General features: G+C 44.4%; 16 protein-coding genes. 8 read left to right on the top strand and 8 right to left on the bottom strand.

The features are described 5' to 3' along the window. Positions 1 to 11: 11 nt before the first annotated feature. From ACZ5ZC_RS12975 to ACZ5ZC_RS12945, 7 genes are all read left to right on the top strand, one after another. Positions 12 to 989, top strand: a complete 978-nt coding sequence (locus ACZ5ZC_RS12975; protein ID WP_464931966.1) for a lipid A deacylase LpxR family protein — start codon at positions 12 to 14, stop codon at positions 987 to 989. 211 nt (positions 990 to 1,200) lie between these two features. Continuing rightward, positions 1,201 to 1,941, top strand: coding sequence for a pyruvate formate lyase 1-activating protein (gene pflA, locus ACZ5ZC_RS12970; protein ID WP_005390663.1), 741 nt, complete (start codon positions 1,201 to 1,203; stop codon positions 1,939 to 1,941). Between the two features lie 154 nt (positions 1,942 to 2,095). After that, entirely contained in the window at positions 2,096 to 2,761 is a 666-nt protein-coding gene (locus ACZ5ZC_RS12965; RefSeq protein WP_054867727.1) for an energy-coupling factor ABC transporter permease, read from the top strand. A gap of 136 nt (positions 2,762 to 2,897) precedes the next feature. After that, positions 2,898 to 3,398 carry a YfbU family protein gene (locus tag ACZ5ZC_RS12960; RefSeq protein WP_005390659.1) on the top strand — a complete coding sequence of 167 codons (501 nt, stop codon included), beginning with the start codon at positions 2,898 to 2,900 and terminating at the stop codon, positions 3,396 to 3,398. Between the two features lie 486 nt (positions 3,399 to 3,884). Next, positions 3,885 to 5,819 carry a PrkA family serine protein kinase gene (locus ACZ5ZC_RS12955; RefSeq protein WP_005390658.1) on the top strand — a complete coding sequence of 645 codons (1,935 nt, stop codon included), beginning with the start codon at positions 3,885 to 3,887 and terminating at the stop codon, positions 5,817 to 5,819. Between the two features lie 47 nt (positions 5,820 to 5,866). Continuing rightward, positions 5,867 to 7,138 carry a YeaH/YhbH family protein gene (locus tag ACZ5ZC_RS12950; protein ID WP_005390656.1) on the top strand — a complete coding sequence of 424 codons (1,272 nt, stop codon included), beginning with the start codon at positions 5,867 to 5,869 and terminating at the stop codon, positions 7,136 to 7,138. An 11-nt stretch (positions 7,139 to 7,149) separates the two neighbouring features. Continuing rightward, positions 7,150 to 8,709, top strand: coding sequence for a SpoVR family protein (locus ACZ5ZC_RS12945; protein ID WP_226422019.1), 1,560 nt, complete (start codon positions 7,150 to 7,152; stop codon positions 8,707 to 8,709). A gap of 77 nt (positions 8,710 to 8,786) precedes the next feature. Here the strand turns inward: ACZ5ZC_RS12945 and kdsB are convergent, their stop codons facing one another. From kdsB to ACZ5ZC_RS12920, 5 genes are read right to left on the bottom strand one after another with little or no spacing between them, the layout of a single operon-like run. Beyond that, complete coding sequence (gene kdsB, locus ACZ5ZC_RS12940) at positions 8,787 to 9,542, bottom strand: 3-deoxy-manno-octulosonate cytidylyltransferase (protein WP_104974308.1); 756 nt, start codon at positions 9,540 to 9,542, stop codon at positions 8,787 to 8,789. Further along, a complete protein-coding gene (locus tag ACZ5ZC_RS12935) occupies positions 9,542 to 9,721 on the bottom strand; it encodes a Trm112 family protein (protein WP_005390649.1) in 180 nt (59 codons plus the stop codon). Before ACZ5ZC_RS12935 ends, kdsB begins: the two co-directional genes overlap by 1 nt. Further along, a complete protein-coding gene (gene lpxK / locus ACZ5ZC_RS12930) occupies positions 9,702 to 10,709 on the bottom strand; it encodes a tetraacyldisaccharide 4'-kinase (RefSeq protein WP_395200614.1) in 1,008 nt (335 codons plus the stop codon). Before lpxK ends, ACZ5ZC_RS12935 begins: the two co-directional genes overlap by 20 nt. Before the next feature lie 5 nt (positions 10,710 to 10,714). After that, positions 10,715 to 12,463 (bottom strand): lipid A ABC transporter ATP-binding protein/permease MsbA, encoded by a 1,749-nt coding sequence (gene msbA, locus ACZ5ZC_RS12925; protein WP_005390646.1) that lies wholly within the window; start codon positions 12,461 to 12,463, stop codon positions 10,715 to 10,717. Positions 12,464 to 12,494: 31 nt separating this feature from the next. Beyond that, positions 12,495 to 14,753 (bottom strand): DNA internalization-related competence protein ComEC/Rec2, encoded by a 2,259-nt coding sequence (locus ACZ5ZC_RS12920; protein ID WP_464931965.1) that lies wholly within the window; start codon positions 14,751 to 14,753, stop codon positions 12,495 to 12,497. Positions 14,754 to 14,761: 8 nt separating this feature from the next. Here ACZ5ZC_RS12920 and ACZ5ZC_RS12915 point away from each other — a divergent pair, with 8 nt between their 5' ends. Continuing rightward, complete coding sequence (locus tag ACZ5ZC_RS12915; RefSeq protein ID WP_005390643.1) at positions 14,762 to 15,271, top strand: DUF2062 domain-containing protein; 510 nt, start codon at positions 14,762 to 14,764, stop codon at positions 15,269 to 15,271. A 148-nt stretch (positions 15,272 to 15,419) separates the two neighbouring features. On the opposite strand, the gene lolE is transcribed toward ACZ5ZC_RS12915, so the two are convergent. The 3 genes from lolE to lolC are packed head-to-tail and all read right to left on the bottom strand — an operon-like array spanning position 15,420 to position 18,575. Further along, a complete protein-coding gene (lolE, locus tag ACZ5ZC_RS12910) occupies positions 15,420 to 16,664 on the bottom strand; it encodes a lipoprotein-releasing ABC transporter permease subunit LolE (RefSeq protein ID WP_464931964.1) in 1,245 nt (414 codons plus the stop codon). Positions 16,665 to 16,666: 2 nt separating this feature from the next. After that, a complete protein-coding gene (gene lolD, locus ACZ5ZC_RS12905) occupies positions 16,667 to 17,374 on the bottom strand; it encodes a lipoprotein-releasing ABC transporter ATP-binding protein LolD (protein ID WP_053807148.1) in 708 nt (235 codons plus the stop codon). After that, a complete protein-coding gene (gene lolC, locus ACZ5ZC_RS12900; protein WP_464931963.1) occupies positions 17,367 to 18,575 on the bottom strand; it encodes a lipoprotein-releasing ABC transporter permease subunit LolC in 1,209 nt (402 codons plus the stop codon). Before lolC ends, lolD begins: the two co-directional genes overlap by 8 nt. Positions 18,576 to 18,761 lie beyond the last annotated feature (186 nt).

The raw sequence follows: 18,761 nt of genomic DNA, 5'->3' as shown, positions 1-18,761 counted from the left end.
AAATAAAGTATATGAAACTCAGTAAATTAATTGTTCTTACTCTTCTTTCTCCAGTTGCGATGGCATCCACTAAGTCTACGGTCTCTTTTACACTCGACAATGATGGTATTTTCGGCGTCGACCAAGACTACACAAATGGTATTTTTCTTTCCTACGCAACAGGCCAACTGAAACAAGAAAGCCAATGGAAATGGCTGAGTCTGGCTGACTCAGAACACGCCAATATCGATAAAATAGAGTTGGTTCTTGGCCACAAAATGTGGACTCCGAGCGACATTGAAGCGGATTATCCACTGGTCAATGATCGCCCATATGCGGGTTATCTACATACTGAGATCAACTATCTTTCTTTGACTGATGATAAGGCCGTCCGCTACAACTTCACCATCGGTGCAACAGGTGAAAGTTCGCTTTCAGAAAAAGCGCAAGAAATCGTTCACGGCATAACAGGCTCGACTGACCCACAAGGTTGGGATTACCAGATCGACGATAAAGTAGCGTTTAGCCTTGGCTACCGCGTATTTAATAAATTGATGCGCAGCGAAGAACAAAAAACGCAATGGGAAATCACCAACATTAACGACATCAATGCGGGTAACTTCCGTAGTGATGTCTCTCAAGGCGTCATGTTTCGTTGGGGTACAAACCTAGCAAGCAACATCGGAGCCGCCAATATTAGTGTTGAGAGCCCGTTCTCAGCGAGTATGCTCGCACAGGATACTTCAAGCTGGTTCTTATTTACGGGGTTTGAAGGTCGTTACCGTTTCAATGACATGACCATCGAAGGCGATCGCCCTGGTATTCCTGAGCCATCCGCGCCATACGACGTCACACTGCAAAATTGGCAAGCAAGCGCCGTAGCGGGTGCAACTTGGTATAACCAAAATTACGGTGCAAGCCTAACCTTTACGATAAAAACGCCAGATTATGAAGAATCCCAAACTGATGTTTATGGGACAGGCTCCTTCTCTGTGTTCGCCTTTTTTTAAAAGCTGACTTATCCCTGTATCCACACCAATCTAAATACAAGGCAAGTTCTCTCGTTTGGTATTAACCAACCCTGTGATCAAGCATTTATTTAGATTGGTCTATCTATTTTCTTTCTTCACATAACCTTGCCTTTAGTACCGACAAAGCTGTTTTAACCCTGCTTTTTGTAATAAAATAACAGCTAGAATTTACTAGTAATGAGAGCAAAAGATGTCAACAACTGGTCGTATTCACTCATTTGAGTCATGTGGTACCGTAGACGGACCTGGTATTCGTTTTATCGTCTTCTTGCAAGGTTGTTTGATGCGCTGTAAGTATTGCCACAATCGCGATACATGGGATACGCATGATGGCAAAGAAGTTACGGTTGAAGAGATCATTTCCGAAGCGAAAAGTTACCGCCACTTCATGAATGCATCAGGTGGTGGCGTTACTTGTTCTGGCGGCGAAGCGATGCTTCAACCTGAATTTGTACGGGACTTTTTCCGCGCAGCTAAAGCAGAAGGTATTCATACGTGTCTAGATACGAACGGTTATGTTCGTAAACACACTGATGTTATTGATGAAGTACTGGATGCAACAGACTTAGTAATGCTTGATATCAAGCACATGAAAGATGAAGTGCACCAAGATCTCATCGGCGTATCGAACCGACGTACATTGGACTTTGCTCGTTACTTGCAAAAAATCGGAAAGAAAACTTGGATTCGCTATGTAGTCGTGCCTGGTTACACAGATGACCCTGAAGCAGCACACATGCTTGGTGAGTTTATTAAAGATATGGATAACATCGAAAAGGTCGAGTTACTTCCTTATCACAAATTGGGTGCCCATAAATGGGAAGCATTGGGCTTAGAATACCCACTCGAAGGGGTAAACCCTCCACCGAAAGAAACTATGGACGAGATTCAATCCATTCTTGCGCAGTACAACGATAACGTAAAATACTAAGTGAACAGCAAGACTAACCTCTTTAAAATACCAGCATATTGCTGGTATTTTTTTAACTATACCTAAGTACCTTCAATGAATCTCTATGAGTTGATTTAGGTATAAAAAGAACAATAGAAATGATTGCGTCATGATCGCATAGGAAGGAAGTAACATGGATTGGTTTAACTTGGGCTCTCTGGTTGTCATACTTTGGATAGTGCTCGCCTACTGTCTACCAGATTGGAAAAAAGTAGTTTGGCCCAAGCTTGAAAAGGAAAAAGCATTTCAGCACCTCGTTTTTGCAACACTCTTTTTTTTCAGCATCCTATGGGCAGCTCAAGCAGGCGTAAAAGAAGGACTACAGATTCATTTTCTCGCGCTAACAACGCTGACGATGATGTATGGTTGGCGTATGGCCTTTCTAATCAGTATCCCCGCAATGCTGGTCAACCACCTGCTACATGATGTGTCGTTGTTGCAGTTACCCACGTCTTTAGTATTGTCTGCCCTGCTTCCTATCTTCATTAGTTACCTCGTCTTTCTTTTGAGTTATCACTACTTGCCAAGAAACATTTTTGTGTTCATCTTCGTTGCAGGTTTTTTCAACGGCGCGATAACAGGAAGCCTGCATCTGCTGATTAACTCCTTTTACCATTTATCGGTTGGTCATTACGATTGGGAAACCATTCAACATAACTACTTTATTTTTGTACCGTTGCTTGCCTTCCCTGAGGGCCTATTAAATGGTATGTCACTGGCGGTTTTAACCGTATTCAAGCCAGAGTGGCTAAGAGTATTTTCAGACCGAGACTACATATACAATCATTACCATAAATAAGTGTTTTTAAACTGGTCAAAAGTGACAGTTCTTGCCATTTTTTAGTATTAAATATGTGTTGAGATCATGTTTCACTCATGTCTTAAGCGTTAACCTAAGCACATTAAAAATGTATTAGATATCTAGTGAGGTCATCATGGAAATGTCAAACGCTCAACGTTTGATTCTATCAAACCAATACAACCTTATGTCTCAACTTGATCCAAGTAATGCGGCCAAATACAAACGCTTACAAACGATCGTTGAACGTGGCTATGAGCTACAAATGCGTGAGTTGAATAAAGATTTCGGCTGTCTGTCAGAAGCGGAGTGTCGTGAGATCATCGACGTTATGGAGATGTATCACGCGATGCAAGAATCTTACAACATGCTCGATACCGAAGATCGTAACAAAGTGGATCAGCGCCGCTTGCAGTTTCTTGGGTTTGATATTGCTTCGGAGGCCCAACAAGTCCATTACGTACGCTTCCTTATTGATTCTGAAGGTCTGTACCCTCAATTTGATAAAGCAGACCATCACTTTAACAGCCAAATGCCAATGCTGGATAAATACCGTCGTATGCTACAAACTTGGCGCAACTGCCCTCGTCAGTACCATTTATGCGAAAACGAGCTTGCACAAATCTTCAGCGCATAAAATATTCGTCTACGAAAAGGAAAGCACTCGCTTTCCTTTTTTATTTGCCCTGTCACAACCTTACCGCTGCTTTTTCACCTTCTTACGCTTCCCTTGTGCGATGTAGAGCAATGAATCACTGAGACCCTTCTGTCTTTGCCAAATATCTGATTTCTATTGCACCTATTCACGACATAAATTCATCTTCAGTGAAAGAGTGATTCAAATGTCACTTTTGCAATAAATTCATAATTGTTAAGCAAAATTGCAAATCCCCGACTAGGCTTAAGTAGAGAAAGGCTGTGATTGAAAGATTCATACCCACCGCTCACCGTTGTAATGAAAAAACTGTCCATAAAGCAAAGTCTTTGGTGTCGCCAATCTTACATTCTGTACGAACCAAATGTGATAACAGGACGTATATTCAAACAACAAGGAGCATAACAATAGGTGGGAAAGCCTGAATCAACGTTCGTCGGTAGACTGACTATTAAAGGGGAAAGCGACATGAGTATTTTCGACCACTATCAATCAAGATATGAAGCTGCAAAAGATGAAGAGATGTCGTTACAGGAGTTTCTAGCCCTGTGTAAGGATGACAAAAGCGCTTATGCTAATGCAGCAGAACGCCTACTGATGGCGATCGGTGAACCAGAGATAATCGATACGGCAAAAGACCCGAGATTGAGCCGCATCTTCTCGAATCGTGTTATCTCTCGTTATGAAACCTTTAAAGATTTTTATGGTATGGAAGATGCCATAGAGCAAATTGTGTCTTACCTAAAACACGCGGCGCAAGGTTTAGAGGAACGTAAGCAGATCCTTTACCTACTCGGTCCTGTCGGCGGTGGTAAGTCCTCACTTGCTGAAAAACTTAAGGCTTTGATGGAACAGATGCCTATCTATGTTCTTACTGCTAATGGCGAACGTAGCCCAGTGAATGACCATCCATTCTGTCTCTTCAAAGCCACGGAAGACGGCGATATTTTGAAAAAAGAATATGGCATCGAGCAACGTTATCTTCGCTCGATTATGTCGCCATGGGCCGCTAAGCGCCTTCATGAATTTGGCGGCGATATCACTAAATTTAAGGTAGTGAAAGTTCGCCCTTCAATTCTCGATCAGATCGGTATTGCTAAAACAGAACCTGGGGATGAAAACAACCAAGATATTTCATCACTGGTTGGTAAAGTCGATATCCGCAAACTCGAACATTATTCGCAAGACGACCCAGATGCCTACAGCTACTCCGGTGCGCTGTGTAAAGCAAACCAAGGTTTAATGGAATTCGTTGAGATGTTCAAAGCGCCGATCAAAGTACTTCACCCACTATTGACGGCAACGCAAGAAGGTAACTTCAACGGTACTGAAGGTCTATCTGCGATTCCATTCGACGGTATGATTCTGGCTCACTCGAACGAATCTGAGTGGCAGACTTTCCGTAACAACAAAAATAACGAAGCCTTCCTCGACCGTGTGTACATTGTAAAAGTACCTTACTGTCTCCGCGTATCCGAAGAAGTGAAAATCTACCAAAAACTACTTGAAAACAGTGAGCTGTCTCAGGCCCCTTGCTCTCCAAGCACGCTCGAAACTCTAGCGCAATTCAGTATTCTTTCACGCCTGAAAGAACCTGAAAACTCATCCATTTTCTCAAAAATGCGCGTCTACGATGGTGAAACGCTAAAAGACACCGATCCGAAAGCGAAAAGCTATCAAGAGTATCGTGATTATGCGGGTGTCGATGAAGGCATGAATGGTCTCTCTACACGTTTCGCCTTTAAGATTTTGTCGCGCGTATTTAACTTCGACCAAACCGAGGTGGCAGCCAACCCTGTACACCTGTTCTATGTGATTGAACAACAGGTTGAACGTGAACAGTTCCCTGCTGAAACGGCAGAGAAATATCTCGAGTTTTTGAAAGGCTACCTAGTGCCTCGCTACGTTGAATTTATTGGTAAAGAGATTCAGACCGCTTATCTCGAGTCTTACTCTGAATACGGTCAGAACATCTTCGACCGCTATGTCACCTACGCAGACTTCTGGATTCAAGACCAAGAGTACCGAGATCCAGAAACTGGTCAGCTATTTGATCGCTCTTCACTGAATGCTGAACTAGAGAAGATCGAAAAAACAGCTGGCATTTCTAACCCGAAAGATTTCCGAAACGAAATCGTTAACTTTGTGCTTCGTGCGAAAGCGAATAACAATGGTCAAAACCCGGTTTGGACCAGCTACGAAAAACTGCGCACAGTAATCGAGAAGAAAATGTTCTCCAATACCGAAGAGCTACTTCCGGTTATCTCATTTAATGCGAAAACCTCTTCTGAAGATCAGAAGAAGCATGACGACTTTGTCGCTCGCATGATGGAAAAAGGCTATACCGAGAAACAGGTTCGCCTACTTTCTGAGTGGTACCTACGAGTACGTAAGTCATCCTAACCCAGTATTGAGTTAGGTCGCTTGTGAAACATGAAGAGGGCTATTTCATGGCGCAATTTATAGACCGAAGGCTCAATGGCAAGAACAAGAGCGCTGTTAATCGACAGCGCTTCTTGAAGCGCCACAAAGAGCAAATAAAAGAGTCGGTAGCAGACGCAGTGAATCGACGCTCGATTACGAATACGGAAACGGGCGAAGACGTCTCTATCCCTCACAAAGACATCAATGAGCCGATCTTTCATCAAGGCAAAGGTGGTGTTCGCGAACGAGTTCATCCCGGCAATGACCAGTTCATTACTGGTGATAAAATTGAGCGTCCTAAAGGTGGCGGTCAAGGTAGTGGCTCGGGAGAAGGCAATGCCAGTCCAGATGGAGAAGGCCAAGACGAATTTGTATTCCAAATATCAAAAGATGAGTACCTAGATATTTTGTTCGAAGATCTCGAGCTGCCTAATCTAGAAAAAAACCAAATTGCCAAAATTACTGAATGGAAAACGCACCGCGCAGGCTTTCAAACTGCTGGTATCCCTTCAAACATTGCGGTAGTACGTTCGCTGCAACAATCTCTTGCACGACGTACGGCAATGACCGCGGGTAAGAAACGTCTTCTCAAAGAGCTAGAAGATGAACTTGCTCGCATCAAAAACATTGAACCCGCTCAGCAGTTTGAAGAGAACCGCTTGAAGGCTGAAATTGAAGAGCTGCGTAAGAAAATTGAGGGGGTTCCATTTATTGACACCTTCGACTTACGCTTTAAAAACTATGAAAAACGCCCTGTACCATCTAGTCAAGCTGTGATGTTTTGTTTGATGGACGTATCGGGCTCGATGGATCAAGCAACGAAAGACATCGCAAAACGTTTTTACGTTCTGTTATACCTGTTCTTAACTCGTACTTACGAGAATGTAGACGTTGTCTTTATTCGCCACCACACCCAAGCGAAAGAAGTGGACGAGCACGAGTTCTTCTACTCGCAAGAAACCGGGGGCACCATTGTATCCAGCGCATTGAAACTGATGGACGAAATCGTAAAAGAGCGCTATCCAATTGGACAATGGAACATTTATGCTGCGCAAGCATCCGATGGTGATAACTGGGCAGATGACTCGCCAAGATGCCGCGATCTATTAGTGAACAAACTACTGCCAAACTGTCAGTACTACTCCTACATAGAAATTACGCGACGCTCGCACCAAACTCTATGGCATGAGTACGAAAAGCTCACCGATGAATTTCCGAACTTCGCAATGAAAAACATTCGCTCTGTGGAGGATATTTTCCCAGTCTTCCGTGAACTATTCCAAAAAGAAACGGCGTAAGGAGGCTAGCGATGAGTACCGCAACGAAAAACCTCTCAGGAGAGGCGCCTAAGAAGCGTAATAGTAAAATGCTGCCAGATGGGCCGGATTGGACATTTGAGCTGTTGGAACGCTACCACAAAGAGATTAAGCGTGTCGCACAACACTATCGCCTAGACACTTACCCTAACCAGATAGAAGTGATTACTTCCGAACAAATGATGGATGCCTACTCAAGTATTGGTATGCCCATCAATTACAACCACTGGTCGTTTGGTAAGAAGTTCATCCAAACGGAGCAGAACTATAAGCATGGTCAAATGGGGTTAGCCTACGAGATTGTCATTAACTCCAATCCGTGTATCGCTTATTTGATGGAAGAAAATACCGTGACAATGCAAGCGCTGGTGATTGCTCACGCTTGTTACGGGCACAACTCTTTCTTCAAAGGTAATTATCTGTTCCAAACCTGGACGGACGCTAGCTCCATCATCGATTATTTACTGTTTGCCAAAAAGTATTTAGCTGAATGTGAGGAGCGATATGGAGTACAGGAAGTGGAAAAACTGCTCGACTCCTGCCACGCCTTAATGAACTTTGGTGTGGATCGTTACAAGCGACCAGAGAAAATCTCCATTACCGAAGAGAAAGCGCGACAAGAAGAACGCGAGGCATACTTACAGTCTCAAGTGAATGAATTGTGGCGCACGGTACCAAGAGCCAAAACCAAAGAGGAAGATCTTAAAGAGCGGTTCCCAAGCGAGCCTCAGGAAAACTTGCTCTACTTTTTCGAAAAGCATGCCCCACTACTAGAGCCGTGGCAACGTGAAGTCGTGCGGATTGTACGCAAAATCAGTCAGTATTTTTATCCGCAAAAACAAACGCAGGTCATGAACGAAGGCTGGGCAACATTCTGGCATTACACCATTCTCAACCATCTTTACGATGAGGGTTTGGTATCCGAAAAGTTCATACTAGAGTTCTTACATAGCCATACCAGTGTGGTAGCTCAACCGCCTTATAATAGCCCTTACTTTAATGGTATTAATCCATACGCCTTGGGCTTTGCCATGTTCCGAGATATTAAACGTATCTGTGAAGAACCAACTGATGAGGACAAGGAGTGGTTTCCGGATTTGGCAGGAACCGATTGGTTAGATGCGGTACATTTCGCGATGCATAATTTCAAAGATGAAAGCTTCATTAGCCAATACCTTTCTCCGAAATTAATGCGTGATTTCAAGCTGTTTGCGATCAACGATGATGACCACAAAAACTTTATTGAAGTCGCCGCGATACACGATGAGATGGGTTATAAACGCATTAGAGAAACCTTAGCCGCTCAGTACAACTTATCTAACCTTGAGCCAAACATTCAGGTATTTAATGTCGATGTTCGTGGGGACCGCTCACTCACGTTGCAATACGTACCTCATAACCGAATCCCGCTTGATGACAGTTACGAAGAAGTTCTGAAACACGTATACCGATTGTGGGGATTTGATGTCATTCTGCAAGAAGTAAAAGACACAGGTCACCGAGAAGTCTTAGCGACCTGCCCTAAACGAAGCCAATATGACACAAACATCTAACTAATACTTGGATATAAGCAACAAAAAGGCTCCTAATTCAGGAGCCTTTCTCGTTCTTAATTCAATGTGACCTTTGGTTATGCTTGCTTCGCCACAATAGCGCGCACCGCCTCTAGATCTTCTGGCGTATCAACGCCGGCTGCTGGCGCTTCTTTCGCTACCGCTACATGAATTTTTTCACCGTACCAAAGCACTCGTAGTTGCTCAAGGCACTCGATCTGCTCCAATGCGCTCGGAGCCCAGTTTACATACGTATTAATGAAACCAGCTCGATAAGCATAAATACCAATATGACGCATTAATGGGTTGGCAATGATTTTGTCTTGTTTGGCAAAGTTATCGCGATCCCAAGGGATAGTTGCTCGGCTAAAGTACATCGCATAGCCTTGCTCATTAGCCACAACTTTAACTGCATTCGGATTGAACACTTCTTCTTCCGAGTCTATCTCTACGGCTAATGTCGCCATCGGAGCGTCACACCCCGATAAGTTATCAGCAACCTGACGAATGATAGACGGTGGAATCAAAGGCTCGTCCCCTTGCACATTAACAATAATGTGGTCTGCAGGAATAGCCATCTTTTCAACAACTTCAGCAAGGCGTTCAGTACCTGATTCGTGGTTAGGAGAGGTCATACAGACTTTACCACCAAACGACGAGACAGCATCAGCAACACGCTCGTCATCAGTTGCCACGATAACATCTTCCGCACCCGCTTGTAGCGCTTGCTCGTAAACCCACTGAACCATTGGCTTACCGCCAATATTCGCCAACGGTTTACCAGGCAAACGGCTCGATGCGTAACGCGAAGGAATGACAACCGTAAAAGACATTAGCGTCCCTCATCCATACTCATAGTACGAGCCTCAGGCTCGAGCAGAACGGGAATACCCTCTTTGATCGGGTAAGCGAGGCGATCCAATTTGCAGATCAACTCTTGATTCTCTTTATCGTACGTCAGCTTACCTTTGCAAACAGGGCAAGCTACAATCTCAAGCAGACGGTGATCCATAAGCCGCTTTAACCTCTTTTATTCTATTTAAAATTTGCTCTGCATCGTTTGGTTCAAACTGGGCAGATACAGGCAGATACCACCAATTATCTTGCGCATAATGGCTGCACTTGACGGCATCTTTCTCGGTCATAATCACATTGGCCCCTTGTTGAGCCAATGCTTCTAATTCTTGTTGGTTAAAGTCTTGATGGTCAGCAAAACCTTTTGTGACTTTAACATCTGCGTTCATCGAGTTTAGTGTATGAAAAAATCGTGGTGGATGCCCAATCCCTGCAAATGCCACTAGCTCTTTTAATTCAGAAACGTCCACAAGTTGCTTAGTCTTGAGGTTAATGGCTTTAGATGGCGCTAAAGTCATTGCGATTTCGCCCGTATGTGCTTGACCGCCATTGGTGATGATAAAGTCGACTTCAGCAAGACGCTCGACCCCTTCACGAAGTGGGCCAAGCGGAATGAGGCTTTCATTCCCAAATCGGCGATTCCCATCCACAATCACTAACTCAATATCACGGCCTAACGCATAATGTTGCAACCCATCGTCCGTAATAATGATATCCACACCTAACTCTAGCAGTGCTTTCACTGCATTTGCACGCACCGGGTCTACCGCAACAGGCGCTCCTGTGCGGCGATGAATCAACTTAGGTTCATCACCACAATGTTTCGCAGGCGTATCTTCTTTTAGCACTAACGGATAGGCAGGAGCTTTTGCTCCATAACCACGAGAAACGACCCCTGGCTTAAGCCCAAGCTGTTGCAGTTGCTCAACAAGCCAAACCACAACTGGTGTTTTGCCATTACCACCAGCCGTGATATTGCCGACAACAATAACAGGGATAGGCGCGTTGTAGGCTTGCTTACGGCCTGTTTGATATTGCTTTCGCTTAGACTTACTTATTGCTCCAAATAATACACTCAGTGGCCACAAAAGCGGCCACAAGAGGTATTTTATTGGATGGTTTTCAAACCAGATTTTTTCAACCACCGCGTCTATTCACCAAACTGAATACGGTGCAATTGTGCATACGCACCATTTTTTGCAATAAGATCGGCATGGTTGCCACGCTCAATGATGGCGCCATCATCAACCACAAGAATCTCATCGGCTTTCTCGATAGTTGACAAGCGGTGCGCAATCACGAGTACCGTTTTGTCTTTCTGCAGCTCATCTAGTGCAGCTTGGATAGCGCGTTCTGATTCCGTATCCAAAGCAGAGGTCGCCTCATCAAGAATCAATACCGGTGCATCACGCAATAGAGCACGTGCAATAGCGACACGTTGACGTTGACCGCCAGACAGACTCGCGCCATTTTCACCAATCATGGTATCAAGTCCATCATCCATTTTGCTGATGAATTCCATAGCATGCGCGAGTTTTGCCGCTTTCTCGATATCACTACGCTCGTATTTTCCATCCGTTGCGTAAGCAATATTGTTTGCAATCGTGTCATTAAATAAATGAACATTTTGTGATACTAGCGCAAACTGCTGACGCAAGTTCTTTAACTCGTATTCACGAATATCATGTCCGTCTAATGTGATGGAGCCACTATCAACATCATAGAAACGATTGAACAAGTTCGCGATGGTACTTTTACCGGAACCGGAACGACCAACCAGCGCAACGGTCTTCCCTCTTGGAATATCGAAGCTGACATTTTCCAATGCTGGCTTTTCTGCGCCAGTATAAGTAAAGCTTACGTTTTTAACTGAAACATCGCCATTTGCGCGTTCAACTGTCAACTTACCTTCGTTTTTCTCAGGCTCAAGGTCAATCAACGCAAAGAGCGTTTGGCTCGCGGCCATACCACGTTGGAACTGAGAGGTAACGTTAGTAAGCGCTTTAAGCGGACGCATCAAACCAAACATCGCAGAGAAGACAACGGTAAATGTACCTGGAGTCAGTTGCTCTTTAATCGAGTCAATACTTGCTAAGTAAAGAACGGCAACAATAGCAAGTGACGCAATCATTTGGATGATAGGGTTAGCCGCCGCTTGAGCCGTCACCAACTTCATGCTTTGTTGACGCATTTGGTTGCTGACCTTCTCAAATCGTTTACGTTCTATATCCTGGCCGCCGTAGCTCAACACGACTTTATGGCCTTTCAGCATCTGCTCTGCTGACGCAGTCACGTTGCCCATCATTGTCTGCATATTTTTGGATATTTTTCTAAAACGTTTAGAAACGACACCAATACCCCACGCGACAACGGGAGCAACAGCAAACAGCACTAACGACAACTGCCAGCTGTTGTAAAACATCAGGACTAACAGGCCAATGATACTTGCACCTTCACGAACGATGCTCACTAACGCTTGGCTGGTTGCCGCAGATACTTGCTCTGAATCGTAGGTAATACGTGACAATAAATTGCCCGTCTTTTCCTTATCGAAGTAAGACACAGGCATATGCATAAAGTGATTGAATACCATACGGCGGACTTGCATAACCACATTGCCGGATACCCAGCTCAAACAGTATGTGGAGACAAATCCACTTATGCCACGGACAAACATCATGGCAAAAATAATCAATGGAAGCGTGCGTAGAAAATCAGATTCAGCGTTCCCAAAACCTTCATCTAGTAATGGTTTTAATAGGGAAATCATATAGGTATCTGATATAGCATTAATAACTAATGCAATGACTGCAACGACAAGACCTGACTTGTAAAGGCGAATAAATTGCCATAGACGCTTAAACGTCTGCCAAGTCGTTTCATCAGTATTTATCGACATAGAAGTGCTTTATTTTCTTACATTAAGACTCTCATTCTACTCCCTTACGCAGCATCTGCCTATACCAAGGCTCAAATGTATCGCTACGTTTGGTTTCTGAGCGCCAATTATCACGGTGAATAGAGAAGCTTACCTGACCATATTCCCCAGTATCAAGCCAAGTAATGTCAAGCTTGCGATATGCTGCAACAACATGTTCTGCCGGCATTCCCCATTGATTATTTTTTGCCAAAGAAGCAACGGCCACACTCGGGTTTACCGCCTCAATAAAGCGAGGATTCGACGAACTTTTACTACCATGATGAGGGACCAACATCACATCACTTTTTAACTTTTCAGGCTCCCTGAGCAAGATCCACTCGCTAATGGTCTCAATATCACCAGTAAAAAGCATACTGAACATAGAAATAGGGTCGGTAAGACGTAGTACACAGGAGTGCGGATTATATGCACGTTGAACAAGAGCATGAGGCCAAAGTACTTCTATATTTAACCCTTGCCATTTCCAATGATCGCCGCGAGTACAAGACTCATATCCGATAAAATTTTGGCTACTGAGTTTGCGCTGTGGCGAAAAGGCATCTTCAATGAACAAGCGCCCTCCTGCATGGTCATTGTCGGAATGGCTGAGGATCATCGTATCGATGCTTTCATAACCTCGTTGATGCAAGACCGGAGTGACGACCTGCTCCGCAATACTGCCATTTTGCCATGCTTTACCTGTATCATAGAGCAACACTTTATCGTCTTTTTCTACAATCACCGCAAGGCCATGGCCCACATCTAGTACATCAATGCGCCAATGTTGCTGATCATATTCCGATGTGAGCTTAATACTAATTACAATGCCAAGTAACAAACACCACGCGTACTGAAACATGAATCGTTGAAACACCAAGCAAATAATTCCCGCCAGAATCAACCCTGTCATTTCTATACTAATGGGTTGCCAGGAGCCTATCGCGTACTGAATTGACGTGCTCAATGGCTGCAATGACCAGTCCACCAACTGCCACAGAGGCTTTGCTATCATTTCAAGAAATAAAGATGAGAACAGGGCCAGAAACATCAAAGGCACAACGATAAATCCGAACCAAGGAATAAACGCCAAGTTGTATGCAATTGATGACAAACTGAAACCAGAAAAGTAATAGCCACTAATAGGCACGATTAACACACTCAACATCAATTGAGTAAGCAATAACACTTTTAACTTCGCCTTCCAGCCCCCGTTTTGATGCCGAATCAAATTGATTGCGAACAACACTGCACAAACTGACAAATACGATAACCAAAAACTCATGCTATACGATGCAAAAGGTTGAACAAGCAGTTGTAGCGCTACCGCGAGCAAAAGTACCCGCCAGGAAGCCCAGTGCACTAAGGTATATTTGAGAACGACGTAAATAATACATACCGACACCGCACGGGTGGTAGGTAATGAGAAGTCCGCTAACCAAGCATAGGCAACGGCAAACATCAGCCCACATAAGCTAGGCAATAGCTGGTATTGAGGTAACGCATAACGAATGGCACCGCCCACCACTAGCCCAAAAGTGAACGCCATACCAATATGTAAGCCCGAAATCGAGACCAAGTGCAGTAAACCACTGTCTCTGAGTGCTTGCCAATCTTCCTTAGATAACCAAGAGCGATCGGCAAAAACTAACGCATTTATTAACGAGAAATGATGAAGGGAGGACACATCCTCCGAAACATCAGCGATAATGGCTTGGCGCAAAGATGCCGTAGAGCGAATAATCCAGGTAACATCCTTGTTAACAACACCACGTGCGATAATGCTTTTACCCATTGCGTGCTTTTCGGCATCAAAACCAGCTTCGTTGCGTAGGCCTGTAATCGGCTTTAACGAGACGGATGTCGTAAACTCACTGTTAACATCGAGGGGAAAAGTCGTAATAAGACGGATTTTAGGTTTAAGAAAAGGTAACAGAGTTTGAGAATTTACCTTTTTTAGAGCCACAATGCCTTCATACCCGTGACTTATTTGCGTAAAAGGGCTGTCAACTTTACCAATTATGGTAGTATTCTCCCCTGCTTGAAAAAGGGCTTGTCTCTGAGACTCCAATACATTGCCGTGGACGATGACAACCATAAAGCCCGCGATTGCGCCTATGCTAATTAAGCCACGACGTAATTTGATTATTGAGCCAGTGGTTATTATTCCCAGCAGCAACCAACGCCAATCTGGTATTGTCGGCCACCAAGCTGACGAAATTACGCTCGCTACAAATAACGCCAAGGTCCAACTTTTTTCTGAGAGAGTCATGCTGTCCTATGCCTAGAAAGCTGATAAAACGCTTCATGCCAGATCATGAATTGATCAAACGCCAAAAAGCATTGAAGGTCTTCGGCAATGTGTTGTACAACCCGAACTTGTGGTGTTTAAATCGTCGCTCTGCGTCCGGGGCTTTTGCTGTCGGGTTATTTATGGCATTTGTTCCGCTACCAAGCCAAATGATCATGGCTGCTGGTTTGGCAATCATGCTTGGCGTCAATTTACCTCTCTCCGTCGCTTTGGTATGGATAAGCAACCCCATCACCATGCCTGTGTTGTTTTATTTTGCGTATAAGCTTGGCGCTTTAGTGATGCATGTTCCTCCGCAACCTTTCCACTTTGAACTTTCGTGGGAATTCATCATGCAACAGATGAGCACTATTGGCCCTCCATTCTTATTAGGCTGTGCTATCTGTGGTGTCGTATCCGCGATTATTGGCTACTTCGGCATTAGAGGACTTTGGCGCTACTCAGTGGTTCGGAGCTGGCAAAAACGCAAAATAAGATAAGACGTTACTGCATAAAAATCAGCATTTGCGCTATCAGTTGAGGGGCACCTAACAGTTAGAATGAAACACGATGTCGCTCAAGTTGGACAAATACAAAAAAGGACCGAATTCGGTCCTTTTTGCTTTTCTCGTATTGTAAAACGGTTGGTTATTTAGAACTCAGCACCGCTGCTGGATTTAACTTCGCGGCGCGAGAAGCGGGATACCACGTTGCAAGCAAACTCAGAACGATCGCCGTCATCGATACCAATGATACGTCTGGCCAGTGTAACTGTGATGGTAAGAAGTCAACGAAGTAAATATCACCCGATAAAAACTGATGTCCAATTAAACTTTCTAGCCCTTTTATTAACGGGGTTAGATTTAATGCCACTAATACACCGATAACACTGCCGACGAGACTGCCGAATACACCAGAGAACACACCTTGCCAAACAAAGATACGTTTGATTAGGCTATCTTTTGCTCCCATAGTTCGCAAAATTGCAATTTCTGCGGCTCGATCTTTCACTGCCATCATCAGCGTAGACACAATGTTAAAACACGCCACGCCAATCACCAGTACCATCACCAAGTACATAATAGTGCGCACGAGTTGTATATCGCGATATAAAAAACCAAACTTTTGCTGCCAGCTTTTCAAATACACGTAAACATCCACCATGCTACCTACCTCACGAACAATAGAAGGTGCATTGAGAACATCATCCGTTTTTAGTGAAATGCCAGTGACCCCTTCCCCTAACCTCGCGTATTGCTGAGCATCCGCTAATGGCACTAACGCTAAAGAATGGTCTATTTGGCCATTCAACGTTAAGAACCCAGACACCTTCACGCGCACACGCTTGGGAGCCTGCACTTTGTTTGCGCCGCCTGTTTGCGGAATCATCAACGTAATGTAATCCCCCACTGCGACATTTAGCTCGTTTGCAACACCTCGGCCTAAGATCACTTGCTTCTGACCGGCATAAAAGTTTTGCCAAGCTTCTTGGTCAATAAAATTCGATAAGCTCGACACCGCTTGCTCGAAAGTAGGCTCTACGCCACGAACTTCTATCGCTTTTAGCTTACTGCTTTTTTCTGCTAACCCCGTAAAACGAACGTACGGCGCTGCCGCAACAACATCTTCATGGTTTAGGGCTTGATTCATCGTTTTGGTGTAGTTATGAAGCGGACCATTAACGCCTTCCAACTCACCGTGTGGAATAACTGACAACACACGCGATTGCAGCTCGCGCTCAAAGCCATTCATTGCAGAAAGACCGATAATGATCACGGCTACACCAACCGCAATACCAATCGTTGAAGAAAGCGAAATGAAAGACACCATCTTGTTGCGCTTTTTCGCTCGACTGAAGCGACCACCAATCATCAATGCTAAAGAGGTAAACAAAATTAGCCCTCCGCAAACGCAGTATCAGTCACAAAACGATCTACGAGCAAACCATCTTGCATGTGCATTTGACGATCCATTTTCGCTGCCAGCTCTTTGTCATGCGTGACAACCAAAAATGCAATGTTTGACTCTTTATTGAGCTCGCGCATCAAATCATAGATAGACAGTGCCGTATTGTGATCTAAGTTCCCCGTAGGTTCATCGGCCAAAACCAGATCAGGTTTATTCACCAATGCACGCGCAATCGCAACACGTTGACGCTCACCGCCCGATAACTCAGAAGGCCTGTGTTGCATCCGATGACTCAAACCAACTTTATCTAACAACGCTTTAGCCGCCTGTTTTGCATCCGCTACTTTAGCGCCGCCAATCATCAGTGGCATCGCCACGTTTTCAAGCGCAGTAAAATCAGCTAACAAGTGATGGAACTGGTATACAAAACCAAGGTGCTTGTTGCGTAAAGCCGCCTGTTTATTCGAACTTAAAGCCGATAGGTTTTGCCCTAGAAAATCAACTTCACCATGAGTTGCGTCATCTAACGCCCCTAAAATATGCAATAAGGTACTTTTTCCCGAACCAGAAGAGCCAACAATAGAAACCAACTCCCCTTTGTCGATATCGAAACTTACGCCTTTCAACACTTCCGTATCTAACGAACCCTCTCGGTAGACTTTACGAATATCACGACATTCTAATAGCTTATTCATAGCGAAGTGCCTCAGCAGGTTTAACAGAAGATGCTCGATAAGAAGGATAAAGCGTAGCAGCGAGGCTAAGAGCAATCGCCAACACCACCACTAAAAGAATTTGCAGTGAATCAATCAAAATAGGTAGATGGCCACCGAAACTGAATAGCGCCACACCGGCAGATTCAAGAATCGCATTCAGGTTAAGTGACAAGATCACGCCCGCAGCGCCACCGACAATCGCGCCAATTACACCGCTGCTCGCCCCTTGTACCATGAAAATGGTCATCACTTGAGATTGAGTCATGCCTTGAGTTTTCAATATTGCGACTTCTGATTGTTTCTCCATCACCACCATGATTAAGGCGGAGATAATATTGAATGCAGCAACGCCCACTATCAGACCTAGCATGAGTCCCATCATGTTCTTTTCCATTTTCACCGCTTGGAAAAGCTCACCACGCTGCTCGCGCCAATCACTCCATTGCCACCCGTCAGGCATGGGTTGATCAGCAAAATCCGTCACCATAAATGGATCAGAGAAAAAGACACGCCAACCAGAAACCGTGTCTTTCGGAAAACGCATCAACTTAGATGCATCCGTCATGTTAACAATCATTAATTGACCATCAACGTCCGATCCCGTATTGAAAATACCAGCGACAGTAAAATTGCGCTGGCTAGGAATACGGCCAAGTGGGGTAAACTGCGTCGCGTTGGTCACCATTAAGCGCACTTTATCCCCCATTGATACCTTTAGCGAGCGCGCCAAACTATGACCTAAAAAGACATTGTAATCGCCCGCTTGAAGTGACGATAATCGCCCAGCAATCAAATGGTTGCTAATCGGGTCGCCTTTCTTTGGTTCAATGCCAATGAGGTAACCTGCCGTCAGTTGCGCAGAACTCTGAATTACAGCCTCTCCACGAACGATAGGCTCCGGTTCAGATTCACTCGACATCGCTTGAACAAATGGAGGAGCAGACTCGGTCATAGGCGTTTTTCCATCGTGTTGCGAAACAACGGCATGAGGTAGCACACCTAAAATGCGTTCTTTTAACTGCGATTCAAACCCGTTCATCACAGAAAGAACCGTCACCAACGCCATTACACCGATCGTAATACCCGCCGTCGACATATAAGAAACAAATCGGCTGAACCTATCTCCAGAGCGTCCCCGAAGATACCTTAAGCCAATAAACAATGAGATAGGATGATACATATAAGACAAACCAACTGGTTGTTTTGATATAAAGCTTTAGCAGATTATCTTACCTTACTCTTCTCATTAAGAAGACAAGAGAATCGCTAAATTTGTCAACGACATGCAATAAGTCTGTATTTAGGGCAAAAAGTTCAAGGACAAATCAGGTAAACTTGATAACTTCATTCAGTTAGCGATAATCAG

The organism is Vibrio sp. JCM 18905 (assembly GCF_055393305.1).
Note: the sequence above shows the minus strand (reverse complement) of the source record. Positions and strands in the feature narration are given on the sequence as shown.